Source organism: Alteromonas sp. BZK5, assembly GCF_014349115.1.
In the GTDB taxonomy this organism is placed as follows: domain Bacteria; phylum Pseudomonadota; class Gammaproteobacteria; order Enterobacterales; family Alteromonadaceae; genus Alteromonas; species Alteromonas macleodii.
Window position 1 is genome coordinate 20,695 of the sequence record NZ_JACSOE010000030.1, and the last position, 25,761, is coordinate 46,455.

The following is a 25,761-nucleotide window of genomic DNA, read 5'->3' on the forward strand; positions in this document are numbered from 1 at the left end:
AATGAAAACCCGACTGCTATCTCTTGCCACTATTCTGTGCGCGTTTGGGGCGTTTAATGTACAAGCTGAGACAGTTGCTGATGCATTGGAGAAATGTCGCAACACGGATAATAGTTTAAAGCGACTTATGTGCTATGACAGCGTCGCGAAATCACTCAACAAGTACGAAGGTTCAGACGCTCAGATTGAGCAACTACAGGCCTACAAGAGCAACAATGGTAATCAGATGAAGCTTCGCCCAGCGCCTGTCGCTCAGGGACAAGTTCAAGCCTCAGAACCTAAGAATGACTTTGGACTTGAACATAAGCGAGATTTGTCTGACGAAGCTTCTGAGATTGCGGTCACTATCGCTTCGATCAAGAAGAATGTGCGTGATAAGCATGTTATAACTTTCAGCGATGGTTCTGTATGGCAGCAAACTGATGGAACCTATATGAAGCTTAAGGAAGGTCAGTCGGTAGCCGTAGAAAGGGGCTTATTGGGTGCATTTTTCTTAAGTGTAGAAGGGCTTAACAAGCGCATGAAAGTGAAACGCGTAAAATAAATGCCTTGGTTTGATGCTGGCGCCAACTTGCTTGATAAGCGATTTGACGCCGATGAAGTTATACAACGAGCAAAAGATGCAGGGGTAGAAAAACTCTGCATTATCACCACGCACCCCAGTGAATGGGACGCCGCAGTAGCGCTATATAATAAGTATCCAACCCAATGCTGTTACACTATCGGTGTCCATCCTCACAATGCAAAAGATGTCACGCCAAGTGATTACAAGCGGTTACGCGAACTTGCACAACAGAATGGGTGTGTTGCAATTGGTGAATGTGGTCTGGATTTTAATCGCAATTTCTCACCACAGCCCGTTCAATTGGCAGTGTTCGAAGCCCAGTTAGACATTGCGGCTGCATTAGGCTTACCCGTGTATCTACATGAAAGGGATGCGTTTGACGAACAAGTCGCGTTATTAACCGAGTATATGCCTCGTATAAAAGGTGGTATTGCCCACTGTTTTACTGGGAATGCAGAGCAGGTTCAGCACTACCTTGCGCTGGGGCTTTATATTGGTATTACTGGCTGGGTATGTGATGAGAAGCGAGGCGAAGCACTACGCGAAGCCGTGAAGTCTATACCTTTAAACCGTCTTATTCTTGAAACAGATGCGCCTTATCTGTTTCCCAAAACCCTTCGACCGAGAAAACGTAATAACGAACCTGCTTTTCTACCCCATATCGCTAAACAATTAGGCGAATATCTGCAAGTTGAGACTGATAAATTACGTATTAGCAGTTATGCTAATAGCTGTGAGTTGTTTTCTCTCAGCTAAACATAGGTTTATATGCAGACAAATCTGAAAGCGATGCGCAAGTATGATGCGGGTCTTATTCTTATCACCCTAGTGGCCGTCGTTGCATTTGTGTCTGTGTTGTTTAGTTTGTCTCCTAACACCAGTGCAACACCACGTTTCTCGCAGCTTACTTATCTCAATGTAGATAATGGCAATGCGCTCGATTTTACTACCATTACTCAAACGCCGCTTACCGACTGGACACCAATATCTTCACCCATTAACTTGGGTATGAACACAAACGTACATTGGTTTTCAATGGTCATTGCGCCAACCCAAAGCAATGAAAGTCGATTTCTATTGCACATCGACTATCCCCTTTTAGATAGTTTAGACGTTGCGATTTACAGCCAAATAGGCAGCACGCCTATTGCTACTTATTCAGGTGGCGATGGCCTGCACTTTGACAACCGGCCCGTTTCTCATATGAAGCCACTATTCCCCCTACCAGTAAGCGCTCAGTCGCAGCGGGTGATTATTCGAGTACAAACCTCTGGCAGCGTCCGCCTTCCCATTCGTATATGGGAAGAAACAGAGTTTATTGCCTATACATCAAGCCGTAACCTGGCATTGGGGATATTTTTTGGCATCTTAGTAGCAATGGGCGTGAGTAACGCATTTTTAACGGTAACGACAAGTAACGTGTCGTTCCTTTATTACTCTGGCTATGTAATGAGTTTGGCGCTTATATTGGCGACGTTACACGGCTACGGCTTCTCCTATATGTGGCCGGGAAGCACATGGTTTCAAGGTAAAGCAATTCTTGTGTTTGCTAACGCGACTATTATGTTTGCGGCGATGTTTACGCGAAGCCTACTACCTATTAGAGCCCACAGCGTAAAGCTAGATAAAATCACACAGGCAATCAGTTGGGTGTGCGGGTTAAGTATAATCCTCGGCCTTATCTTGCCTTACTCGTTCATGATAAAGGCGTTCCTGTTACTGCTTAGCCTCATCGTTATTTTTACTCTTGGGTTAGGTATTTGGCTAACGCTCAAAGGAGTGGTCGTAGCACGTTATTTTACCATCGCTTGGGGTTTTCTATTAATTAGTGGACTAAGTGCGAGCCTTGATAACGTTAATATTATTCAATTGCCTATTTCGTCAAATAACCTGCTGTTCATTGGTGGCGCGGTTGAAACGCTCATCTTGGCACTTATCTTAGCGATTAATTATAGCCACAGTCGCGATGATCTCATTGAGGCGCAGCAGTTCGCGCTAGAGCAGGAAAAACAGGCAAATACGGCCAAAGAGAATTTACTTGAAGTACAAAAGCGTTATCAAGATGACCTGGAGTATAAAGTACAAGAACGCACGTTAGAGCTAGAAATTACGTTACGCGAGTTGTCTGAAGTTAACCAAGAATTGGAAAGGTTAAATGCAATAGATCCGCTCACGGGAGCGCACAACCGTCGACATTTCGATAAGCGTCTGCGTTCTGAAGGGCGACGCAGTAGACGTGAGCAAACACCATTATCTCTCATCATTGTTGACGTGGATCACTTTAAGCAAATTAATGATCAACACGGACATGATGGTGGTGACGCGTGCTTAATTCACGTCACCAATGTCTTTCAGAAGCACATCCATCGCCCTACAGATGACTTGTGTCGCATAGGTGGTGAAGAGTTTGCCATTATATTGCCTAATACCGATCTTGAAGGCGCTTTTCACGTTGCCGAAAATATGCGAGATAGCCTTGAGTCGACCCCACTTGATTACGAAGGGGAAATCATTAAGCTAACTGCAAGCGCGGGCGTTTCTACAACCATTATTATTGATGAAGAGCACGCGCAAAATCTTTTCAAGTTCGCCGACGAATGCCTTTACGAAGCCAAGGCTGCGGGCCGCAATACAGTAATACATAAACATTTACAGGAAAAACTATGACATCTTCACCTTTCCCTCAAAGAAGAATGCGCAGACTACGCGCCAAAGATGCTTTAAGAGGGCTTGTGGCAGAGCACCGTTTAACCACTGACGATCTCATTTACCCTGTTTTTGTACTACCCGGTGAGAACGCACGAGAAGCCGTACCTTCTATGCCTGGTGTGGAAAGACTTTCTATCGATTTGCTAGTGCAAGAAACGGCGAAATGGGTAGAGCTGGGCATTAGAACGATTGCGCTTTTCCCTGTGACACCAATGTCTCTTAAAACCGAGTGTGCAAGCGAAGCGTTCAATCCTGAAGGGCTTGCTCAGCAAGCTATGAGAGCGCTTAAAAAGGCGTTTCCTGAAGTAATGCTGATGTCAGATATCGCATTAGATCCATTTACGTCTCATGGACAAGATGGCCTCTTAGACGAAACTGGTTATGTGATGAACGACGAAACAGTCGAGGTGCTCATTAAGCAAGCGTTATCGCATGCTGAAGCTGGCGCTGATATTGTTGCGCCTTCTGACATGATGGATGGGCGCATTGGCAGTATCCGAAAAGCACTTGAAGAAGCAGGTCACATCAATACGTGTATTATGGCTTATTCTGCTAAATACGCGTCTGCGTACTACGGTCCATTTCGTGATGCCGTCGGCTCCGCTGCAAATATAAAGGGCGGCAACAAGAAAACCTATCAAATGGATCCTGCCAACACCGATGAAGCACTCCACGAAATTGCGCTTGATATAGAAGAGGGCGCTGACATGGTAATGGTGAAGCCAGGTATGCCGTATTTAGATGTTGTGCGTCGTTGTAAAGACGAATTTAAAGTACCGACATTCGCCTATCAAGTAAGTGGCGAGTACGCTATGCATCAAGCTGCTTTTGCTAATGGTTGGCTAAATGAAGACGCGGTAATCCTAGAATCGTTATTAGCGTTTAAGCGCGCTGGCGCAGACGGGATTCTGACTTATTTCGCTCCGCAAGCTGCTGCGCTTTTAGCGAAGCAAAACGACAAGTAATACCAACAACCAAAGGTTTGACAACAAAAAGCCGTGCAATGCACGGCTTTTTTTATGTTTCTTTTCTATTTATCGTAATACATTTAACGCATCCTATCTGTATGTAAGTGGTTACTTACAAACGAGTTCGCAGCCAGCTTTATGCTGAAGCCAGCATTCATTTGCTAACTCTGCGTTGATCAAAGGATGCGATTTCAACCAGCCTTCAGGAAAAGTAAGTGTCCACTTACTTTCTTCGCACTGCAACGTTACCTCTGGTATATGTTTATTCTGACGACGCAGACATAACACCACTGCTATACGTAAAATTCGCAATAAGCCTTTTAGCATTGGACGGTAGTCTTCGTGGTACTTTTCAAATACGTCTGGCTTTATGTTTAACCTATGCTGAGCAACTAAATCGCGGATGGCGGCGCGCTGAAGGCGCGTGAAGCCGGGCAAATCAATGTGACTTAATATGTACTCACCATGCTCATGATGGCGCTTATATTCAATGTGAAGACCTATTTCATGAAGCTGTGCGGCTGCACCTAAAATGGTTTCGGTATCTAAATGACAAATGTTCTGTTGTGCACAAAGTTGATGGCATAAAGTAAGCGCTACGTGACTAACCGAGTTCGCGTGACTAGCATCTACATGATAACGATGTTTTGCCTGATTAAGGGTCTGCTGGCGACGATCATTCTCGGTAACGTTATCTAACATTCCGTAGATAAGTCCTTCTCGAAGCGCACCACCAGAAATATTCATGTGCTTGATATTTAGCGCTTCAAATAAGCTGATGAGGATCGCTAAACCAGACGGGAAAATAGCTTTTCTGTTATCTTCCAATCCGTCGATATCAAGGGTTTTAATGCTGCCGCATTCAATACATTGCTTTTCTAAATGATACAAATAGTCTAAGCGGATAGCATCACTAATGCCCTGTGCTACAAGAATCTCAGTAATGGCTTGCGGCGTGCCAGATGCACCTAAACAATTCTCCCAATCAAAACACAAAAACGCGCTAGACACATCGGCAATAAGCGCGTGTGCGGCTTGTTTGGCATTGTCGAAATTGTCTTCGGTGATAGTGCCGCCGGTGAAATAGCGTTCCATAAACGTTACACAGCCCATATCCAAACTCTTAAGATGGATAGGCTGCATGTCGTTACCGATAATGATTTCTGTGCTGGCGCCACCAATATCTATGACTAAGCTATTGCCTTGGTTGGCAGATGTGTAGGCTACGCCAAGATAAATTTGTCGCGCTTCTTCTTCACCGCTAATCACTTCAAGTTTGTGATTGAGAATCTCTTCTGCCTTGCGAATGAATACATGCGCATTGGTTGCCAGTCGCAATGTAGCGGTCGCTACAATTTTAATATTAGAAGGGGGGATATCCTGCAGGCGTTCCGAGAATACTTGCAGGCATTGCCAGCCGCGTTCCATGCTTACGTCATCAAGTGCTAGATCATCATCTAAACCTGCTGCTAGGCGCACTTTCTGTTTAATTTTCCCTATTATTTGCACACTGCCGTTAACAACGTGAACAATCACCATGTGAAAGCTGTTAGAGCCTAAATCTACGGCGGCGTAATACTCGCCGTAGGTTTGTGCGTCGTGCTGGAGTTCTGCCTGCATAAAACCTCGATTCTTATTGAGTACCTTTACGCCTCACTGTTGCGCTCTGTTGTTTCGGTTTTGAGGCTTTCCACGGCCTCTTCCGTTTCCACGACGTGAAGAATTGCGGTTGTTAGGCGTACGTCTTCTACGTGGTTTTGGAGGCGTTACATCATCAAGTAGGGCACTGCGGTCGTAATCGGTAACCGGTATTGCCTTTTGAATGTATTGCTCAATAGCAGGTAAGTTTAGTGCGTATTTTTCGCACGCGAAACTAATTGCAACACCACTTTGTCCTGCACGGCCAGTACGACCAATACGGTGTACATAGTCTTCGGCGTCGTCAGGTAAGTCGTAGTTAAATACGTGCGTTACCGCGTCGATATGAAGACCGCGCGCTGCAACGTCGGTTGCGACTAAAATATCAAGATTGCCTTTGGTGAAATCTTCTAAGATCCCAAGGCGTTTCTTCTGTGGTACATCGCCGCTAAGCAAGCCCACGCGATGGCCATCTGCGGTAAGCCAGTCGGTAACTTTCTCACAGCTATTTTTAGTGTTGGCAAAAACAATTGCCTTTTCTGGCCATTCTTCTTCAAGCAGCGTAAGAAGAAGCAGCATCTTGTCGTCATCAGACGGATAAAATAGCTCTTGAGAAACGCGAGTTGCAGTTGTTTGTTCTGGCGCTACCTGTACGTGGGTAGGGTTGTTCATGTGCTCGTAAGCAAGCTCTTGCACGCGGTAGCTAAGTGTAGCTGAAAATAGCATGCTCAAACGTTCGCTTGCCGGTGGCATGCGGCGGAATAAAAAGCGGATATCTTTTATAAAGCCTAAATCGAACATGCGGTCGGCTTCATCAAGTACGGCAACCTGAATATTCTTCAGTGTGAACACATTCTGTTTGTAGTAATCCAGTATGCGTCCTGTCGTACCAATTATAATATCTACCCCTTCTTCCAAAGTTTCACGTTGACTTTGGTAACCTTCGCCCCCATAAATCAAACCAAGCGACAATCCAGTATGCTCACTAAGCAGTTTGGCGTCGTTATAAATTTGAACGGCGAGCTCTCTGGTCGGCGCCATGATAATTGCGCGAGGGCCATTTGATTTGCTGTTATCTGCATTTTCTGCTTTGCTTAGCAAATAGTGAAATGTAGCTACCAAAAAGGCAATGGTTTTACCGGTTCCGGTTTGAGCCTGACCTGCAATATCGTGACCTTCCAATAAAGGAGGCAGTGCAAGTGCTTGAATTGGTGTACAATGTGAAAAATTAGCTGCCGCCAAGGCGTCAACAACCTTGCCGTTAATCGGCAGGTCAGAAAAGTGAGTATCAGTTAAGTGAGTAGGCATAGCTTATAGCTTATCAGTGCTTGCATTAAAAAACAGTTTCTATATAACACTTATGGTCAGGCTGAGACAAATCAGCGACAGACCAATAATGGAGAAAAGAATGAGCGACAAAATTATCCAGTTATCTGACGATAAATTCGAAGCAGATGTTATCAATGCTGAAGGTCCTGTACTGGTTGACTTCTGGGCTGAATGGTGTGGCCCGTGTAAAATGATCGCACCAATCTTGGAAGAAGTTGCGACCGAGTTTGATGGCAAGTTAACAGTTGGCAAGTTGAATGTCGATGAAAATAACGAAACTCCACCTAAATATGGTATTCGTGGTATTCCTACATTGCTACTTTTCAAAAACGGTAACGTTGCTGCAACTAAAGTAGGCGCGCTATCTAAAGCTCAATTAACAGAGTTTCTTAACGAAAACCTTTAATTGATTTCAAATTGAAAACCGGTGCTAACGAAGCACCGGTTTTTATTTACGCCACAGGGACTAACGTTTCATTCTAGAAGAGCAAGCCACAAATTATTTAACATTTCGGCGGTAAAACGCTGGACGTTGATTAAATATAGTGCTAACTTTTCTTCAGCGCTCATCCGAGCAGCGTTCTGCTTACGCCCACATCAGGGTGATATCAAATCTAAACTAGAACAGAGTGACTTTAAGTCCTGTAAGCGAAGTTCAAGCACAAAGACCCACCAGTATGAATTTAACTGAATTAAAGAACAAACCAATAAGCGAGTTGGTTAACCTGGCCGAGGAGATGGGCCTGGAAAACATGGCGCGCGCCAGAAAACAAGACATCATTTTCTCAATCCTAAAGACACACGCAAAAAGCGGTGAAGACATCTTTGGTGATGGGGTACTAGAAATTTTACAGGACGGTTTCGGCTTCTTACGCTCAGCTGACTCTTCGTATCTTGCAGGACCAGACGATATTTATGTATCGCCAAGCCAAATTCGACGCTTTAACTTGCGTACCGGTGATACGATTGCCGGGAAAATTCGTCCACCGAAAGACAGTGAACGATACTTCGCCCTGCTAAAAATCCGCGAAGTTAACTTCGACAAGCCTGAAAATTCACGTAATAAAATCCTTTTTGAAAACCTTACACCGCTTCACGCAGCAGATCGCTTGCGCATGGAACGTGGTAATGGCTCAACAGAAGACATTACGGCTCGTGTACTAGATTTGGCGTCGCCAATCGGTAAAGGCCAGCGTGGTCTTATCGTAGCGCCACCTAAGGCCGGTAAAACGCTTCTTCTTCAGAATATTGCTCAGTCAATTGCTGCTAACCACCCAGATTGTGAGTTAATGGTATTGCTTATTGATGAGCGTCCGGAAGAAGTAACCGAGATGCATCGTCTTGTTCAAGGTGAAGTCGTTGCTTCAACCTTCGATGAGCCAGCAAGTCGTCACGTACAAGTTGCTGAAATGGTTATCGAGAAAGCCAAGCGTCTTGTTGAACACAAAAAAGACGTGGTTATCCTGCTTGACTCGATTACTCGTCTTGCTCGCGCTTACAACACGGTTATCCCATCATCAGGTAAAGTACTTACCGGTGGTGTTGATGCGAATGCTCTTCACAAGCCTAAGCGCTTCTTTGGTGCTGCCCGTAATGTTGAAGAAGGCGGAAGCTTAACGATTATCGCAACAGCGCTTATCGATACCGGCTCTAAAATGGACGAAGTTATCTACGAAGAGTTTAAAGGTACAGGTAACATGGAATTACACCTTAATCGCAAAATCGCGGAAAAACGTGTATTCCCGGCTATCGACTTCAACCGCTCTGGTACCCGTCGTGAAGAACTGCTTACAGCGCAAGATGAACTACAGAAAATGTGGATCCTTCGCAAAATCGTTCACGAAATGTCAGAAATTGACGCAATGGACTTCCTTATCAGTAAGTTGTCGATGACCAAGACAAACGATGAGTTCTTTGACGCAATGCGTAGACAAAAGAGTTAATAGAAACTTAGTAATAAGTTGATATTTAAAGAAAAGGCGCCACTCGGCGCCTTTTTTATTCCCTGCATCGATAAAGCACTTTTCTTATACTTCCGTCTAATACCCTCAGTCTTGTGAATGGGGTATTTTCGTCTGCTTATTGATTTTTAACAGCAATCGTTAGTTCAGTGGTGTGTTCTCCCTTGAGATGATTTACTCTGTCTAAAAAACACCAAAGGAAATAATAGTTATGTACCAGAAATTGCTGTCACTTGCATTTGCAGGATTGGCCTCTGTGTCAGCTGCTAATGCCGCTCAGATCAATGTTGATGAATTAGCGAATAAAGTCGAGCCTGATGTAATTAAATGGCGTCATCACTTTCATGAATTTCCTGAATTATCGAATCGCGAGTTTAAAACCGCTAAATATGTTGCTGACTACCTTGAAAGCCTAGGTTTAGAAGTGCAGACCGGTGTGGCAAAAACGGGTGTGGTAGGTATTTTAGACTCGGGCAAGCCAGGTCCTGTGGTTGCATTACGTGCAGACATGGACGGACTTCCTGTAAAAGAGCAAAACGATTTGTCCTACCGCTCAAAGCAGATGGGCGAATACAACGGAAAAGAAGTGCCGGTTATGCACGCCTGTGGTCACGATACTCACATGGCAATGCTCATGGGCGCGGCAAAAATTCTTACCGAAATTAAAGGCGACCTGAAAGGTAAAGTGAAGTTTATCTTTCAGCCAGCAGAAGAGGGCGCACCCGCTGGAGAAAAAGGCGGTGCGGAAGTTATGGTTGCTGAAGGTGTACTTAAGAACCCTGATGTAGACGCTATTTTTGGCCTGCATATCAATGCTAACACCGATGTGGGTAAAGTGCGTTATAACGCGGGTGGCACCATGGCCGCGGTAGACCCATTTAAAATTGTTATTCACGGTAAGCAAGCCCACGGCGCTTATCCTTGGAAGAGTGTTGATCCAGTGGTTACCGCTGCGCAAATGATCATGTCAATTCAGACTATAGTAAGTCGTGAGTTGAAATTGATTGACGATGCAGCGGTGGTGTCTATTGGCTCTATTCACGGCGGTAACCGTTCAAACATCATTCCAAATGAAGTAGAAATGGTTGGCACAATTCGTACACTCAATGAAGCCGCTCGCGATCACATTTACGAGTCGCTTCCGCGCAAAGTAAAGGCTATTGCTGAAAGTATGGGCGCAGAAGCTGAACTTACGCTACCGCTAGATTACTATTACCCCATTACGTACAACGACCCAGAGCTTACAAAAGCCATGCTGCCTACTATGCAGCGTACCGCAGGCGTTGAAAACACGCTGCTTTCTAAGCCGGTCACGGGTGCGGAAGACTTTTCATTTTTCCAAGAGCAAATTCCAGGTTTATATGTTTGGGTAGGCGGTAAGCCATTAGACGTCTCTGAAGAAGATAGCCCTGCTCATCACACACCGGAATTTTATGTTGATGATGAAGGCATGAAATTAGGCGTGAAGCTTCTAACGAACTTTACCCTAGATTACATGGCTCAACACTAAATCTATTCGCCGGAGACATGCGTTGAAAATTGGCAGTATTTCATTTTCTTTTTCATGGTCTCTGGCCCTTCAAGCACTACTTGTATGTGTGTTAGGTGCGGGTCTTAATGCTCTCAACCCACCCTTTGATAGTACAGGGATAGCTACATTTGGTATAGGTGCGGCAGTCTACGCTTCACTTCGGTTTTCTCCTTTTATTTCCATTCCTATTGCACTTGTTGTCAGCCTTCCCTTATGGCTTAACGACGGGAGCATAGTTGGAAAGGAAAGCCTTACTCTACTGCCCATCGTGCTTAGCTTTTTTGGCTATAACAAGTCGCTTAAACAGGTGATAAAAGTAGGCGCAGGCTTTTGGTCTATTGTCTTTCTGCCCATTCTTGTTTTAGAGCATTCTCTTTATGATGGCGATAACGCAAATATGCTGTTTTCGGGTGTGCTGGTCACCTGGGTAAGCGGTGTATTTGGTCTTGTAACCGGACACTTTTCGTATTTGGCAGTCCACGGGCTTAAGCGACAAACATCAAGTAAGTCCGAGCGGGTTACGCTGCATTTTCTTTTTGGGTACTTCTTTTCCGGTTGCTTCTTCGTTGCTTCCATGGCAGTAATTTATTTGTCGGTAAGTCTGTTTCAAAAACAGCAAGAAAGACAAATTCACAGTTACATGTCGCAGCGGGTGAATGTGCTGGAGTTCCAACTTTCGAATTTTATTCAGCAACACCAAAGTGCCATTATTAGTGCAGCGCAAGTGTTGTCTAGCGAGGTATCAAACAGCGATTTCGATAATGCAGCGGTGACAAATTTGCGGGTGTTGGCATCGCACAATCCAGAATTTTTGACCTTCCTCATTGCAGATGACAATGGCGATCTTACCCACGCTTACCCGCCTAGCCTGTTGGATAAGGCAAGACAAAGCGGCTTGTCAAATGTGGCTTACAGGCCGTATTTCTTTGAAGTCATGCAGACAGGTAAACCATTCCTTTCAAATGTATTTCAAGGCCGAGGTTTTGGTAACGATCCAATTGTAGCCTTGTCAGCCCCTATTACAGATGCAGATGGCACTCCAAAAGGTATTGTAGAGGGCTCTTTATCGTTAAAGAGCTTTTCTGCTATTGATAACCTAAGCTTGGGTGGTTTTTTGATGCTCATTGAGGATCAAAAAGGCGAAGTTATCTATGCATCTAAAGGCCTGAAGATGAAGCCACTCACTAAAGCACCTTTTTATATTTGTGAACCTGATTGTGCTGTTGAGGTGGAGAACGGGCCTCAGGGGAAAACATGGTTGAGGTTAGCGAAAGATATGCCTTTTGCTAGCTGGAAAGTTAGCTATTACTTCGACAAACGACTGCTAATGGCATCAATGAGTAATTATTTGCTAAAAGACTTGCTGCTGCTATTGGCATTATCTGCATTTGGAACATTCACCGGGTACGTAGTTGCAAAAATGGTCGGCGCGCCTATTCGTCGCCTTGTTCGCTATATTTCCGAATTCGACCCCACACAAAAAGAAGGTGTTAAAGCACCACAAAGGGCACTGCACATTCAAGAGCTCTCGTCGCTAAGCGATGAGTTCGTGAGTTTAGAAGCCCGATTGCTCGATGCATTTGAAGAGCTAAAGGTTGCAAGAGAAGTAGAGCAAAGCCTGAATGTCGAGCTAGGGGAATTGAATCAGTCTTTGGAAAAGCGCATAGAAGAGAAAACCGAGCACCTTGCGTTAGCGCTTAAAGAAGCGGAAGCCGCGAATGTGGCGAAAACGCAGTTTCTCGCCAACATGAGTCACGAGATTAGAACGCCAATGAATGGCATTATTGGCTCATGTGAATTGATGCTCGAGAACGAGTTGCCGGAAAATGTTTCGGCTAGAGCCAAAACAATTTCACGCTCTGCTAGCAATTTACTTATCATCCTGGACAGTATCTTAGATTGGTCGAAGATTGAATCGGGTAAAATGCTTACCGATATTCAAAGCTGTGCCATTCGCGAGTTACTTGAAGCTTCTTGTGACCTCTACCGTCACGCTGCGCAAGTAAAAGGGTACGATATTGCTTTGTATATTAATCAGGGCGTACCTAACGCACTGAACATTGATGCAGGGAAGGTGAGTCAAATCATCAATAACTTACTTAGTAACGCGATTAAGTTCACCAGTGATGGTGTCGTGACGGTTAACGTCAGCTATGCCCACCAAGGACTTAAAATTTCGGTTAGCGATACGGGAATAGGCATTGCTCCCAACAAACTACGCCTTATTTTTGATAAGTTTGAGCAAGCCGATCCGTCCACCACTCGAAATTTTGGTGGCACAGGATTAGGTTTGGCCATTTCTAAAGGTTTGGTTGAGCTTCTTGGTGGAGAGCTTTATGTTGAAAGTGAACTGGGTAAAGGAACAAGCTTCACCTTCCACATTCCTGCCACAGTAAGTGAAGAAAAAGAGCATGCAGAAAATGAGGTGATTCCGTCATTACCTGATGGATTACGGGTTTTATTGGCTGAAGACAACGACATTAATGCTGAAATCGTCATGGACATGCTCAAATCGTCCAACATCAAATGTATTAGAACGAAAAACGGGCAAGATGCTGTTAAGGCCGAGAAGAGGCACGATTTCGACGTAATTTTAATGGATTGCCAAATGCCGATCATGGATGGTCATACAGCATCGAAACTTATTCGAAGTGAAGGCAGGAATAAGGACACGGTCAGGATCATCGCCTTAACCGCCAATGCGTTTATCGAAGACAAAAATGCCTGCTTAGAAGCAGGCATGAATGCGCATTTAAGTAAGCCTATTCGCAAGCAGGTTCTATTTGACTGTATTGCCCGTGAACTTGCTCGCGTTTGAGGCTACATCAGTGTTATCGCTCGGCGCTTCGCTAACGAATCGCAGTACAATATACCCTAAGCACGCCGAGACGAGAGAGCCGGTTAAAATGCCCACACGCTCGTCAAAAATTTGATTGATACCTGTCTGTGCAAAGGCCAGTCCCCCAATGAATAAGCTCATTGTAAAGCCAACGCCGCAAAGTAGCGCACAGCCATAGATATGCTTGAAGTTAAGATCCTCTGGTAACTTAGCCAGCTTTAACTTCACCATTAAGTAGCAAAAACCGAATACGCCAATTTGTTTACCCACAACCAAGCCAAGAAAGATCCCAAAGGTAACAGGATGGAAAATACCCTCCGGACTGATGTTACCAAAACTTATGCCGGCGTTAGCGAAGGCGAATAAAGGTAGGATCGCGAAACTCACCGAGCCATTCAAACCGTGCTCTAGTCGCGTTACCGGAGAATAAGATTCGTCTTTCTCATCCCGCATAGGAATAAAGCCAGCAAGTACGACACCTGCCAGTGTGGCGTGAACGCCTGACTTCAACATGGCTACCCACAGAATGATTCCCACAAAAACATAAGGCGGAATATCTACCACATTGCGTTTATTCATTTGCCACAACAGCAATAAACAACCTGCAGCAATATACAGCGCACCCGCGGTAATGTGCTCGGTGTAAAACAGGGCAATAATTACGATAGCACCGATATCGTCAATAATAGCCAGGGTGACTAAGAAAACTTTCAGGCTCGTAGGTACTCGACTACCTAGTAGCGCCAAAATACCTAACGCAAACGCGATGTCAGTAGCGGCGGGAATTGCCCACCCTGCAATGGCTACGGGGTTGTCCCAGTTGATGCCTACATATATCAAGGCGGGTAGTGCCATACCACCTACAGCACCCGCTGCGGGTAAAATAATATCTTTGGGATTGGCCAATTCACCTTCGCAGATTTCCCGCTTTAGTTCCAGACCCACGTGAAAAAAGAACACCGCCATTAACCCGTCGTTAATCCACAGCAATAATGGCTTATCGATAGCCCACGTACCGGCTGATATTTGTACCGGCATACTGATTAAATGATCGTAAAGCGTATCTAGGGGAGAATTAGCAATAATGAGCGCAAGAATCGTTGCACCCATTAACAATATGCCGGGAGCGGCTTCGCGATTTAAGAAGTCAGAGACCACGTCTTGTACTTCTTCTATCACCTCATCAAGTACGTCGGGTTCGTGTTTATCTGTCATCAATAACCTCTAACGCCCGTTCATGGTCAACGTCGCAAAATGTGGAAATAAAAGCGTTCGTTAATCCGTGTAGTCAGGCAACTTTTCTACATAAATTAATTATAGTTAATACGACTGACAGCGAAGAGATAGATCACCCTTATAAGAGAGTAGCCTCAACAACCCTTAAGCGAGTGGCGCTATAATTGACGCCATTTACGGTGGGATTTTGAACGGTTTTACGCTACAATCGCGGCCTTTCCAAGGTTGTCCACTTTACCTACCCCGAGGATCTCTAGATGGCAAAAGTCGCGATTGTAATGGGTTCAACTTCAGACTGGCCTACTATGCAGCAGGCCGCAAAAATGCTGAAGTCGTTTGGTGTTGAATTTGAAGCGAAGGTGGTGTCCGCGCACCGTACACCCAACTTGCTAGTAGAGTTTGCAGAAAGCGCTGCAGATGAAGGTTTTAGCGCAATCATTGCTGGCGCAGGCGGCGCAGCTCACTTACCGGGTATGATTGCTGCACACACGCATTTACCTGTGTTTGGCTGCCCGGTTAAATCAAAGGCGCTCAACGGATTAGACTCACTGCTTTCTATCGTTCAAATGCCGAAAGGTGTTGCGGTAGGTACACTGGCAATAGGTGAGGCTGGTGCAGCAAATGCGGGTCTTCTCGCGGCACAAGTTGTTGCGCTGCAAGACGAAAGCGTACGCAATGCCGTTATCGCTTTTAGAAAATCGCAAACTGATACGGTACTTGCTTCAAGCAATACGTTGGAGCTAGATGAATGAGAGTAGTCGTTTACGGCGCAGGCCAACTTGCTCAAATGATGTACCTTGCGGGAAGCCCGTTAGGTATTGACGTTCAAGCTGTGGACGTAAACAACGATACCGTTGTACATCCAGTTAGCAAAACCCCTCTTGAAATCTCACTTGCTCAAGCATTAGAAGGTGCAGATGCTCTTACCGTAGAATTTGAGCATGTACCTGAAAGGCTTCTTGAAGACGCGGCGAAAACAAACAAGTTGATGCCAAATATTGACAGCATTCTTGTTGGCGCCGATCGCGTACGTGAGAAAAAGCTGCTTGAAAGCATGCAGGTGGCAAATTGTGAGCACCAAATAGTTACCGACCTTGCCCAGTTAGACGATTGCGTAAAGCAGTTGGGTAGCAAACTCATTCTTAAGGCTAGCCGCGATGGCTATGACGGATATGGTCAATGGCGTTTAAGTGATGAGGCTGACTTACCTGAACTAAAAAATGCACTTCAGGGATTAGATTTGCAGACTGTGCCTTTAGTGGTTGAAAAAATGGTGGCTTTCGACAGAGAGTTGTCATTAATTGGTGTACGCAATGCTAATGGCGACGTACGCACCTATCCACTTGCTGAAAATTTGCATCACCAAGGTCAACTTCATGTGTCGGTTGCACCAGCGACTAACGTTGATGATGCACTTCAGGCCCAGGCTCACGATATTTTTGTGAAACTTGCTGAGGGTATGAACTACGTCGGTGTGCTGGCTGTGGAACTATTCCAAGTAGGCGACAAGCTACTTGTAAACGAACTTGCTCCTCGTGTACATAACTCCGGGCACTGGAGCCAGTCGGGCGCTGTAACCAGCCAGTTTGAAAATCACTTACGTGCAGTCTGTGGATTGCCTCTTGGTGACACGTCAGCCATTGGCCCAAGCGCTATGGTCAACATTATTGGTTGCAGCAGCTTCTCGCGCGATTTGCTAAGCATCGATGGTAGTCATCTTTACTGGTACGGAAAATCTGTTCGTGATAAGCGCAAGATGGGACACATCAATGTCACCACGAATAGTTATGAAAGCTTGGGTGAAAAGCTCATGGCATTGAGCAAATATTTACCACTTGAGTACTTCCCAAAATTAGTTGGTGAAGCAACGCGATTAAAAGGTTGACACCCACGCGTTTATCGCTAGAATACGCATCCGCTGTCTAGGCAGCGGTTTTTAAAGTGTGCCGACTTAGCTCAGTTGGTAGAGCAACTGACTTGTAATCAGTAGGTCGCCAGTTCGATTCCGGCAGTCGGCACCATTTTTCTTTTTTCCTATGCCAATCTTACGTACACTTGCTTACGAGTATTCATTCGGAGCAGACTGTATGTCATTTTTTTCCAAATCACTTAAACCGTTAGTTATCGTAACTGGCTTATTTTCTTTGAGCTTGTCTGGGACTATTTACGCTCATGGCAATGACCATGAAAATCATCACTTGCCGAAAGAGCAGCACAAGCACGCCAGTAAGCAATCAGATGTAATGGTTATGGATGGTTATGCCAGAGCAACATTTGCTTTGGCAAAAACCGGCGCAGTGTACTTTACTTTGCATAATCATAGTGACAGCGATAAAACACTGACGTCTGTTTCAGTATCAAGCGATGTAGCAAGTGAAGCGCAAATCCACACAACGGTGATGGAGGAAGACGTGATGAAAATGCGTGAGCTAACTGACGGCGTTATAATAAAAGCGGGCGAAATGGCCTCTTTTGAATCAGGCGGCCGTCATATCATGTTGATGGGGCTGACCAAAGGATTAGAAGAGGGCAGCGAAGTAGCACTAACCCTCACATTTAGCGATGGGAGTGAACTACCGGTTTTGCTACCTGTTAAAAAAGAAGCGGGCGAAAGCCACCATCACCACCATTAATAGAGTGGCTGAGGCAGAATGTATAAAGTCATCGATTAATGCGATGAATGCAATCAACTAAACCGTTAATCTAAATCAAAATTTCTGTAGTACTATTAACTTATATTATTTAAACCAAGATTTTTCAGCGCCGATGAATGGACTGAAGGTAAATCTAAAAAGGGTTTTAACGTTAAGGAGTGTGACATGAGCAAGATTGATATTGGTATTTCTGAGAGCGATCGTAACGCAGTAGCAGAAGGTCTTAAAAAGCTATTGGCCGACTCTTACACTTTGTACCTTCAAACGCATAATTTTCACTGGAATGTAGAAGGTCCGCAGTTCCGTGAATTGCACCTAATGTTCGAAGAGCATTACACAGAGCTTGCCGAAGCGGTAGACGAAATTGCAGAGCGTATTCGTACTCTAGGTGTAGCTGCACCGGGCACATATAAGTCGTTCGCTGAGCTTAGTTCAATTGAAGAAGTGGAAGGTGTACCTGAAGCGACGGAAATGGTGAGATTGTTAACTCACGGTCATGAGCAAGTTGTGAAAACCTGCCGTGAATCGTTAAAGCTAGCGCAAGACGCAGACGATGAGTCATCTGCAGCGTTAATTGGCGATCGTATGCGCGTTCATGAAAAAACTGCGTGGATGCTTCGTGCAACATTACCGAAGTAAGTCGCTACATAAGTGCGGTGACAGTGATTTAACATAGGCTTAATCGGCCAGTCACCTTTATCGCATAAGCAAGTAAAATTATTACAAAGGGTACAGCAGCGCTGTGCCCTTTTTTGTATACTGCCTTCCACTAAGAATAATAGAAGAAGCCTGTGTGAACGCGCACACGGCTTTTTAAAATGAGGCTCCTAGCGATGAAACCATCAACTATTTTAGCTGTACCATTCAAACCTGTGAGCGCGCTAGCGCAGTCACTTACTTGTGTATTGGCGCTTACGATCAGCCACTCCGCTTTAGCTCACGGAGATCATAAACATGGCGAAGCGCATGAAATCACCGACAGCGATATTACCGTAACCACGCTCGCTGAAGGGCTTGTTCATCCTTGGGGAATGGTATTTTTGCCAAATGGCGATCTGCTAGTTACGGAACGTGAAGGTGGCATTCAGCGTTTATCAAAAGACGGTAAGTTGTCAGGACGTCTAGGTAATGTGCCTAAGGTGGTTGCGCAAAACCAAGGTGGTATGTTGGACATCGCTATCGACCCGGATTTTGCCAGCAACAACACTATCTACTTCTGTTACAGCAAAGCGAGTGAGGTTGAGGGCAAGCTGGGCAGCAGTAGCAGTGTTGCAAAGGCTAAGCTTACCGACTCAGGCCTTGAAAATGTTGACGTTATCTTTAGTGCCGACTCAATTGTGGATAACGGCTTTCACTTTGGCTGTCGTTTAGCGTTCGATGCTAAAAACCACTTGTACATCACCATGGGCGACCGCTACAAGTACATGAAAGAAGCGCAGAACACCGATAACCACTTCGGTAAAATTGTACGCATAAACCGTGACGGCAGCGCAGTAGAAGATAACCCATTCACAGACGGCAAAGCCCCTGAAATATTCAGCTATGGTCACCGCAACGTGCAAGGCGTTACTATTCATCCTGAAACTGGTGCGGTATGGGCGATGGAGCATGGCCCGAAAGGTGGTGATGAAATCAATATCCTTGAACGCGGTGCAAACTACGGTTGGCCTGTGATTACCTATGGTGTTGACTATAGTGGCGACATTATCAGCGACAAAACCCATATGGATGGCATGAAGCAGCCTTGGGTGTATTGGGACCCATCAATTGCGCCAAGCGGCCTAACGTTCTACCAAGGTGAAATGTTCAAAGAATGGAACGGGGATGTACTGGTGGGGTCGTTGAAGTTTACTCACCTTCGTCGCATAAAAGTAGAAGATGGAAAGCCCGCAGAGCAGTTTGAATATGTTCGTGACAATCACGCCCGTATTCGCGACGTTGAAGTTGGCCCAGAAGGTGCCATTTACTTACTGACCGATGCACCGAACGGCAAAGTATTAAAGCTAACCAAATAGCATAGTACCAGTCCGCATAGATAAGTGCTCACTCAGAAGGCACTGGCAAGCTTCATAGCGAAGCGTGGGAATGCAGGAATGGCTGTTCCCTTTCAAATTCTGGTATAAGACGCAGAATGAGAAAAGGCGCCACTTCATTGTTATTGTAAAATGAAGTAAGCGCCTTTTTTATTTATAAGGACATCGGGTCTCGTATTGACTTATTCGCCGTCGTTATTCTTCTTGTAGCGTTCAAACCACGCCACAATATTTCCTACTTTCTGTATCAAGCGAGAAGGGCGGCTTGCAATGCCGTGTGAAGCCCCTGGAATTCGTACCATTGCAGCATCGACACCTTGTAACTTCAACGCTTGATAATACTGCTCTGTCTCGCTAATTGGCGTACGGTGATCGGCTTCACCGGTTAGCAGCATAGTGGGTGTTACTACGTTGCCCACTAAGCTCAAAGGGCTACGCTGCCATAACTTATCCGCGATAGTCCATGGCATATCTGCCATCCAGTAGTTGCTAAAGTACGGGTACGCGTCGGCAGTCAATGAAAAGCTCATCCAGTTAATAACCGGCTTCGCCACAACAGCTGCACTAAAGCGGTCAGTTTTACCAATGGACCATGCGGTAAGGGTTCCGCCGCCTGAGCCGCCAGTAATAAACAGATTCTCTGAATCTATATAGCCTTGCTTAACAACCGCGTCTACCACATCCATTAGGTCGTTATAATCTTCTGATGGGTAGTTATGGTGGATCAAATTACCAAAGTCTTCACCGTAAGAGCTACTGCCCCTTGGGTTGGACCATACAACCACATAACCTTGCGCGGCCATTAGCTGAATTTCCATGGCAAAGTGAGGGCCGTAGGCTGCATGTGGGCCGCCATGAATTTCTAAAATTAGCGGGTATTTTTTGCTGCTATCAAATCCTGGTGGCAAAGCAATCCATGCGTCGATAGGTAGCTCGTCCACACTTGATACTACGGAAAGGTCTTGTACTTCTGCCAGCGTTTTATGACCAAGTGCATCGCTGTTTAAATCGGTAAGTTGTGTATCGTCTTTGCCTTTTTTATAAAGCGCCAGGTCGCCAGGCACAGAGCGGCTTGCCGTGGTGTAAACAATATCGCCTTTATCACTAACTGCGAAGTCGCCCGACGTGTAAGGGCGTCCAAACGCTTGTCCACCTATGCTAACGTCGATAGGTTTCACATCGCCTTTCAGGTTCACTGCAGCAAGTTTCGTTTCGCCGTGATCAAGGTAAGAAAAGATTAATCCTCGGCTGTCTTTGCGCCACTCAAATTTGCCTAAGCTTCTATCTAGTGACGTAGTTAAGCGGCTGATGTCACCACTTTCAAGCTCAAGTACCACAAGGTCGCCATTCTGATAAGAAAGCTTTCTGTCGTTGAGCTGAGTAAATGCAAGGTATTTTCCGTCGGGACTCAAGGTTGGTCTACCTTCAGGCCCTTCGATATCGGTAACTTGTTCAACTGCCGCTGTATTCACATTCACTTTATAGATGTCGCTAAACAAAGGGTGCAGCGCGTAGTCTTCTCGTTGTGGTGTGGCGAAATAAATCCAGTCATTCTCTTTAGAGAAAGAAAGGGTGCCGCCGCTAGGGAATTTTCCAGTTGTTAACTGACGCGGCGTACCGCCTTCAACAGGCAGAACAAATATCTGGTCAAAGCCTTCACGCAAGTAGCCTCTTCCGTCACCTCTATACTGCACCGCATCAATATAGGTGCCTTGGTCAGCCCACTTTGCTCCTTTAGGCTTGCTCGGCATGCCGGTAAACAATGGCTTTTGCTTTTCTTCGGTAAACTGGGTGAAGGCTAAGGTTTTGCTGTCATGAGACCAGGTTAACTGACGAGGTGCTTCGCTGGTGTTGGTCAAGCGCACAGACTGCATGGTATCTAAGTAATAGAGATGGATTTGTGCGCGGCCGTTGACCGATTTTGTATATGCCACCATTTTACCGTTGGGCGATAAGGTAGCCTGTGACAAGTTTTCATCTACACCAATAAACGGGCGATGCTCACCGGATTTAATATTTACTTGCCAAAGTCGGCTTTGTCTTCCGTCAGTCATGACATCCATGCTCTGACGAGAATAAATTACCGTATCCTTATTAAGAAACTGTGGGTTGGCCACAAATTCTAAGTTAAAGGTGTCATCGTATGTCAGCGCATTTAAGCTAGTCGAATCAGAGGCAGATTCCTGCAATGCATTGGCCTGACTTATACCTAAAACCAATAGTGATAATGCAGTCGAGGTAACACATAAGCCTTTTCGTACTGGTCGAAGGGCGAAACGAGACGCAAACATAGTTGTTCCTTTTGTTATTGTTTTTTGCGCTGAGCGCGATAGGTAGAATGTTCGCTGTCGTGTGCTTAGCGTAAATCCTAACGCAAATGTAGCAACCTGCGAACGTTGTCTCTAACCATATCGCTTTCGTTTCTTTTATGTAAAGCGCGTGCGGTGAAGAGGCTGGATTGTCCGTTAAAATTACATATCCAACATTAAGCGCAACGTTTAACAACGCAGGGCGCTAGCAATGGCAGTTGTCATTATTAATAGAGGGCTGGCCGTCCTTTAAGTCATTTGAGCTTTATTCGCCTTTAAGGCTAATTTTGCCCACAAGAATATCTTTAAACATGACCCAGTCGCCCATTAGGCTGTAAAGCGGGTGTTTAAATGTCGCAGGGCGATTTTTCTCAAAGAAGAAATGACCTACCCAAGCGAAACCGTAACCTACTAGCGGAATAAACCACAGTAGCGACCAGCTAGCCATAAATACTGCTAGTGCTATAACGCCGAGAACCAGCCACGAGCCGATAAAATGAAGCGTGCGGCATTTACTATCTCTATGTTCATTTAAATAAAACGGGTAAAACTCTTTGAATGAAGCAAAATGCGTGTCAGCGCTTGTTTGTGTAGACATAAAACCCTCTCGGCCATAAGCATGTATTTTATAGAAGTAGAGTGACTTAGTAGCAGTAGTTTACACTACGTTAACATTCTATTCTGAAATAGATTGTCGTGAATACGACAAAAAGAGAATGAGTTTTTGCAAACATGCGTGCTCACTGGCGCAGATCAACAAAGTGGCGAATTAAGAAGCGCTTCCTAGTGCAAGGCGCGGTGACCAAAGATAGCCTACCTTAACCTTGTAATTTCAGGACGTCTGCCCCATATTCCTCTCAATACAAGAAATTAAAGGCCTGCGTTATGGAAAATCTCGTTGCGAATAGCCAAGCAACCATCGTAGATATTACGGTAGAAAACTTTCAACAAATCATCATTGAAGCGTCGCAAGATAAGCTGGTGCTAATTGATTTTTGGGCAGATTGGTGCGAGCCCTGTAAAGACCTTATGCCTATTTTGGAAAAGCTGGCGGGTGAATACAGCCAGCACTTGATCCTTGCTAAAGTAGACTGCGAAGCCCAGCAAGAAGTCGCTGCACAGTTTGGTATTAGAAGTCTACCAACGGTGATGGTGGTGCAAAATGGTCAGCCTGTTGACGGCTTTGCGGGTGTGCAACCTGAGCAGCAAATTCGCGAAATGCTCGCTAAATATTTGCCTAATCCTGAAGACGATCTACTTGCCACTGCTGGCAAAGCGATTCAGCAAGGTGATTATGCAGAGGCACTGCCCGCAGCTAAAGAAGCCCTAGCGCTTAACCCAGATAACGTAAACGCTAAATATATGCTTATTGATTGCTATATCGAGACCGGATCTATCGATACAGCCAAAGCGTTATTGGAAGAAATTAAGTTGGTTGATCAAGACTCTCGCTATAAGAGCTTAGCGGGAAAAATTGAATTGGCAGAACAAGCCGCCGACACTCCTGAAATTCGTCAGCTTCAAGCAGCGGTAGAAGCGAACCCAGACGACTTGCAGCTTAAAGTTGATTTAGCGGTACAGTTGCAGCAAGCGAACAAAGCACAAGATGCACTAGAGCTTCTTTATAGTGTGTTAAAGAAAGAACTTGGGTTTGGCGACGCCAGAAAGCTAGTGATGGATATGGTGAATGCGCTTGCCGACGGCGACCCGTTGAAGTCGGAATACCGCCGAAAAGTTTACAGCTTATTGTACTAACAACGTCAGCATTTTAGCGGCTGTCGTAGGGGACAATGAGTCGAGTCTGACTTTGATAAATTGACTGTACGAGGTTCGTGCTGGTGCTTGCAGGTGAACGAGAACACATGCTGACGAGTGTCACCGTGTGTATTTCTACTTCGATTGCTGTATTTATTTAGGCGAGAGAATAGGGGAGAACCCCTCTTTGTGCAGCCAATTAAGTGCTTCGAAATACTTTTGAAAATAATCGCGCTCGTAGTTAGCTGATTCAGCGTCACGGTGCTTAGATGGGTGGGTTCGTTCTAATTGGGCCCGCCTAACCATTCCGGTATCCAGCACGTAAGCTGAGCGTGTGAGCCCTCGCGAAATGTTCACCTTTATTGCTTCTGCTAAACGGGTTTGGCATTCAGGCGTAGAAAGCACCCAGCGGCGTCCGTCCATTAGGGCAGCCCAAGGCTTATTGTCGAACTTAGCGATAAGTTCATGCATTTCTTCTATAAAAAACTCTGTCGTTTTCAGGTTCCACGCCCCGGTTGCAAACACCTCAAGTACGTTACCTGAGACATCCAATGAATAATTTCCGTATTTAGGAAAACGCATAAAATACCTTTAATGTTTGTCTGCGTGGAACAGACGGAGCTTGCTAACTCGGCTAACAAAAACATCTTGCCTCTATAGGGTATAGCAGAGTTCTAAAAATTTGCTGTAGTTGTGTTTATATAAGAAATATCACTAAGCACGTCGATTTGGGCAAAACAATTTACACTTAATTTGTAAATAAATGTTTTGTTGCAGGCGCAGATTCATGCGAAAAAGGTAGAAATTTGATAGGGTTTACGCAGTTTTTATATTGGGTAATAGAGCATGGCATATCAGCATTTTTATACGGGTTTTCTTAATGCGAACAAAGGTAAACAGCACTATGCATGTCACAGCCACTACTTTTGGCCCGACTGCACGCGTGATGCAATGCTCAACTACTGGGATGACAGCGCTAAGTATGTTGACGAAAAATGGGGATATTTCTTCCAAACTTTGGTGCCAGAGCTACAGCAGCGCATTAGCAACATACTGAACACTGGAGCACCACAGCAAATCGTTTTTGCGCCCAATACCCATGAGTTGCTTTATCGCGTAATGAGCTGCATCGATAGTACTGCGCCTTATAAAGTAGTGTCGACAGACAGCGAGTTTCACAGTTTTCAGCGCCAAGCGAGTAGGATGCAAGAGCAGGGTGCGATAGTACTTATTACCGTCCCTACTAAACCCTACGATACGTTTGCGTCGCGCTTTAAGGCCGCCATTGCCGAACACGCTCCCGAGCTGGTTTTCTTTAGTCAGGTGTTTTTTAATTCCGGATACGTGGTGAACGATGTCACAGATATCGTAAATAGCGTAACTAACGACAATACCCTTATTGTGGTTGATGGCTATCACGGGTTTATGGCAAAGCCTACCGATATAGCGAACATTGCCCACCGAGCCTTTTATCTTGCCGGTAGTTACAAATATGCTCAGGCAGGAGAGGGCGCATGTTTTGCGCACGTACCCGTGGGCTGTGAGCTAAGACCCGCATATACAGGCTGGTTTGCAGAGTTTGGCGAGCTAGATAAGCCTCGCAAGGTTGGCGGCAAAGACAGCGTTCAATATAGCCTAGATGGAATGCGTTTTGCCGGTGCGACCATGGATTTTACCGCGCTCTACAGATTAAGAGCCGTGCTTCGTATGTTCGACGACAATGGCATTGATGTAGCCACAGTTAACGAATATATAATGGGTATGCAGCGCACATTTCTAGAGAAACTTGCTACCTGCAACCATCCCTTGCTAAACGAAAAACATCTAGCAGTAAGTGATGAAGCAAACCGAGGGCATTTCCTTACCTTTGAATTAGATAGTGCCGATGAAACAAAAGCCCTCGCTTCAGCGCTTAAAGAGCACCATATCCTTACCGATTTTAGAGGAAACCGCTTACGGTTTGGTTTTGGTCTGTACCACACCCCTGAGTACATTGATTTAACCGCACTGAATCAGAAAGCGTAAGTCGTTGCTTTAAACATACGTAAATATTAACGTCACACTTATTTAAGGATAGTTTTATGGAGTGGCTACTACCCGCTTTAGCGTTGGTACTTATTATAGAAGGAATAGGGCTGAGGTGGTTTAATTGAGTTGACCAGTCCAGTTAAGGATATAATTGAACTTTAGCTGGAGAAAGTAAATGGCCGGAAGAAAGCGGTATACGAAAGAAT

Annotated in this window: 21 protein-coding genes and 1 tRNA gene; 16 read left to right on the forward strand and 6 right to left on the reverse strand. The window is 45.3% G+C overall.

Annotated elements, in window-relative coordinates; all coding sequences use genetic code 11:
- Position 1: 1 nt before the first annotated feature.
- From BIZ39_RS10695 to hemB, 4 genes are read left to right on the forward strand one after another with little or no spacing between them, the layout of a single operon-like run.
- On the forward strand, positions 2-544 hold the full coding sequence (locus tag BIZ39_RS10695) for a hypothetical protein (protein ID WP_168533630.1): 543 nt from the start codon (positions 2-4) through the stop codon (positions 542-544).
- Positions 545-1,321 carry a TatD family hydrolase gene (locus BIZ39_RS10700; RefSeq protein ID WP_168533628.1) on the forward strand — a complete coding sequence of 259 codons (777 nt, stop codon included), beginning with the start codon at positions 545-547 and terminating at the stop codon, positions 1,319-1,321.
- Between the two features lie 12 nt (positions 1,322-1,333).
- Complete coding sequence (locus BIZ39_RS10705; protein ID WP_187446947.1) at positions 1,334-3,232, forward strand: diguanylate cyclase; 1,899 nt, start codon at positions 1,334-1,336, stop codon at positions 3,230-3,232.
- Entirely contained in the window at positions 3,229-4,239 is a 1,011-nt protein-coding gene (hemB, locus tag BIZ39_RS10710; protein WP_039225046.1) for a porphobilinogen synthase, read from the forward strand. The genes BIZ39_RS10705 and hemB overlap by 4 nt, the downstream gene beginning before the upstream one ends.
- A 111-nt stretch (positions 4,240-4,350) precedes the next feature.
- Here the strand turns inward: hemB and BIZ39_RS10715 are convergent, their stop codons facing one another.
- Together BIZ39_RS10715 and rhlB are read right to left on the reverse strand one after the other, a co-directional pair.
- On the reverse strand, positions 4,351-5,862 hold the full coding sequence (locus BIZ39_RS10715) for a guanosine-5'-triphosphate,3'-diphosphate pyrophosphatase (RefSeq protein ID WP_168463717.1): 1,512 nt from the start codon (positions 5,860-5,862) through the stop codon (positions 4,351-4,353).
- A 33-nt stretch (positions 5,863-5,895) separates the two neighbouring features.
- Positions 5,896-7,188: an ATP-dependent RNA helicase RhlB gene (gene rhlB / locus BIZ39_RS10720; RefSeq protein WP_014975523.1), complete on the reverse strand. Its 1,293-nt coding sequence runs from the start codon at positions 7,186-7,188 to the stop codon at positions 5,896-5,898.
- Between the two features lie 100 nt (positions 7,189-7,288).
- Between rhlB and trxA (BIZ39_RS10725) the strand changes: the two genes are divergently transcribed.
- The 4 genes from trxA (BIZ39_RS10725) (at position 7,289) to BIZ39_RS10740 (ending at position 13,519) form a co-directional block, all read left to right on the forward strand.
- Positions 7,289-7,615 carry a thioredoxin TrxA gene (gene trxA / locus BIZ39_RS10725; protein ID WP_012517074.1) on the forward strand — a complete coding sequence of 109 codons (327 nt, stop codon included), beginning with the start codon at positions 7,289-7,291 and terminating at the stop codon, positions 7,613-7,615.
- 271 nt (positions 7,616-7,886) lie between these two features.
- Positions 7,887-9,152 (forward strand): transcription termination factor Rho, encoded by a 1,266-nt coding sequence (gene rho / locus BIZ39_RS10730; RefSeq protein ID WP_014948094.1) that lies wholly within the window; start codon positions 7,887-7,889, stop codon positions 9,150-9,152.
- A gap of 229 nt (positions 9,153-9,381) precedes the next feature.
- Positions 9,382-10,680, forward strand: a complete 1,299-nt coding sequence (locus tag BIZ39_RS10735; RefSeq protein ID WP_187446948.1) for an amidohydrolase — start codon at positions 9,382-9,384, stop codon at positions 10,678-10,680.
- 22 nt (positions 10,681-10,702) lie between these two features.
- A complete protein-coding gene (locus tag BIZ39_RS10740; protein WP_187446949.1) occupies positions 10,703-13,519 on the forward strand; it encodes an ATP-binding protein in 2,817 nt (938 codons plus the stop codon).
- On the opposite strand, the gene nhaA is transcribed toward BIZ39_RS10740, so the two are convergent.
- Positions 13,481-14,755 carry a Na+/H+ antiporter NhaA gene (nhaA, locus tag BIZ39_RS10745; protein WP_014948097.1) on the reverse strand — a complete coding sequence of 425 codons (1,275 nt, stop codon included), beginning with the start codon at positions 14,753-14,755 and terminating at the stop codon, positions 13,481-13,483. The genes BIZ39_RS10740 and nhaA overlap by 39 nt on opposite strands.
- A gap of 278 nt (positions 14,756-15,033) precedes the next feature.
- Between nhaA and purE the strand changes: the two genes are divergently transcribed.
- The 6 genes from purE (at position 15,034) to BIZ39_RS10775 (ending at position 19,445) form a co-directional block, all read left to right on the forward strand.
- Positions 15,034-15,528 (forward strand): 5-(carboxyamino)imidazole ribonucleotide mutase, encoded by a 495-nt coding sequence (purE, locus tag BIZ39_RS10750; protein ID WP_014948098.1) that lies wholly within the window; start codon positions 15,034-15,036, stop codon positions 15,526-15,528.
- Positions 15,525-16,661: a 5-(carboxyamino)imidazole ribonucleotide synthase gene (locus BIZ39_RS10755; RefSeq protein WP_187446950.1), complete on the forward strand. Its 1,137-nt coding sequence runs from the start codon at positions 15,525-15,527 to the stop codon at positions 16,659-16,661. Before purE ends, BIZ39_RS10755 begins: the two co-directional genes overlap by 4 nt.
- Positions 16,662-16,721: 60 nt before the next feature.
- Positions 16,722-16,797: transfer RNA gene (locus BIZ39_RS10760), tRNA-Thr, on the forward strand.
- A 66-nt stretch (positions 16,798-16,863) separates the two neighbouring features.
- A complete protein-coding gene (locus BIZ39_RS10765; protein ID WP_187446951.1) occupies positions 16,864-17,409 on the forward strand; it encodes a copper chaperone PCu(A)C in 546 nt (181 codons plus the stop codon).
- A 186-nt stretch (positions 17,410-17,595) separates the two neighbouring features.
- Positions 17,596-18,069 carry a Dps family protein gene (locus BIZ39_RS10770; RefSeq protein WP_014948101.1) on the forward strand — a complete coding sequence of 158 codons (474 nt, stop codon included), beginning with the start codon at positions 17,596-17,598 and terminating at the stop codon, positions 18,067-18,069.
- Between the two features lie 194 nt (positions 18,070-18,263).
- Positions 18,264-19,445, forward strand: a complete 1,182-nt coding sequence (locus tag BIZ39_RS10775) for a PQQ-dependent sugar dehydrogenase (protein ID WP_187446952.1) — start codon at positions 18,264-18,266, stop codon at positions 19,443-19,445.
- 200 nt (positions 19,446-19,645) lie between these two features.
- Here the strand turns inward: BIZ39_RS10775 and BIZ39_RS10780 are convergent, their stop codons facing one another.
- Both BIZ39_RS10780 and BIZ39_RS10785 read right to left on the reverse strand, forming a co-directional pair.
- Entirely contained in the window at positions 19,646-21,754 is a 2,109-nt protein-coding gene (locus BIZ39_RS10780) for an alpha/beta hydrolase family protein (protein ID WP_187446953.1), read from the reverse strand.
- A gap of 283 nt (positions 21,755-22,037) precedes the next feature.
- Positions 22,038-22,370: a DUF962 domain-containing protein gene (locus BIZ39_RS10785; protein WP_187446954.1), complete on the reverse strand. Its 333-nt coding sequence runs from the start codon at positions 22,368-22,370 to the stop codon at positions 22,038-22,040.
- Positions 22,371-22,657: 287 nt separating this feature from the next.
- Here BIZ39_RS10785 and trxA (BIZ39_RS10790) point away from each other — a divergent pair, with 287 nt between their 5' ends.
- On the forward strand, positions 22,658-23,527 hold the full coding sequence (gene trxA, locus BIZ39_RS10790; RefSeq protein ID WP_187446955.1) for a thioredoxin: 870 nt from the start codon (positions 22,658-22,660) through the stop codon (positions 23,525-23,527).
- A gap of 153 nt (positions 23,528-23,680) precedes the next feature.
- Here trxA (BIZ39_RS10790) and BIZ39_RS10795 read toward each other — a convergent pair whose 3' ends face one another.
- The gene (locus BIZ39_RS10795) at positions 23,681-24,109 is read right to left on the reverse strand and encodes a hypothetical protein (RefSeq protein ID WP_014948106.1); all 429 of its coding nucleotides are present in this window, start codon (positions 24,107-24,109) and stop codon (positions 23,681-23,683) included.
- Between the two features lie 264 nt (positions 24,110-24,373).
- Here BIZ39_RS10795 and BIZ39_RS10800 point away from each other — a divergent pair, with 264 nt between their 5' ends.
- A complete protein-coding gene (locus BIZ39_RS10800; RefSeq protein WP_187446956.1) occupies positions 24,374-25,552 on the forward strand; it encodes an aminotransferase class V-fold PLP-dependent enzyme in 1,179 nt (392 codons plus the stop codon).
- Positions 25,553-25,761 lie beyond the last annotated feature (209 nt).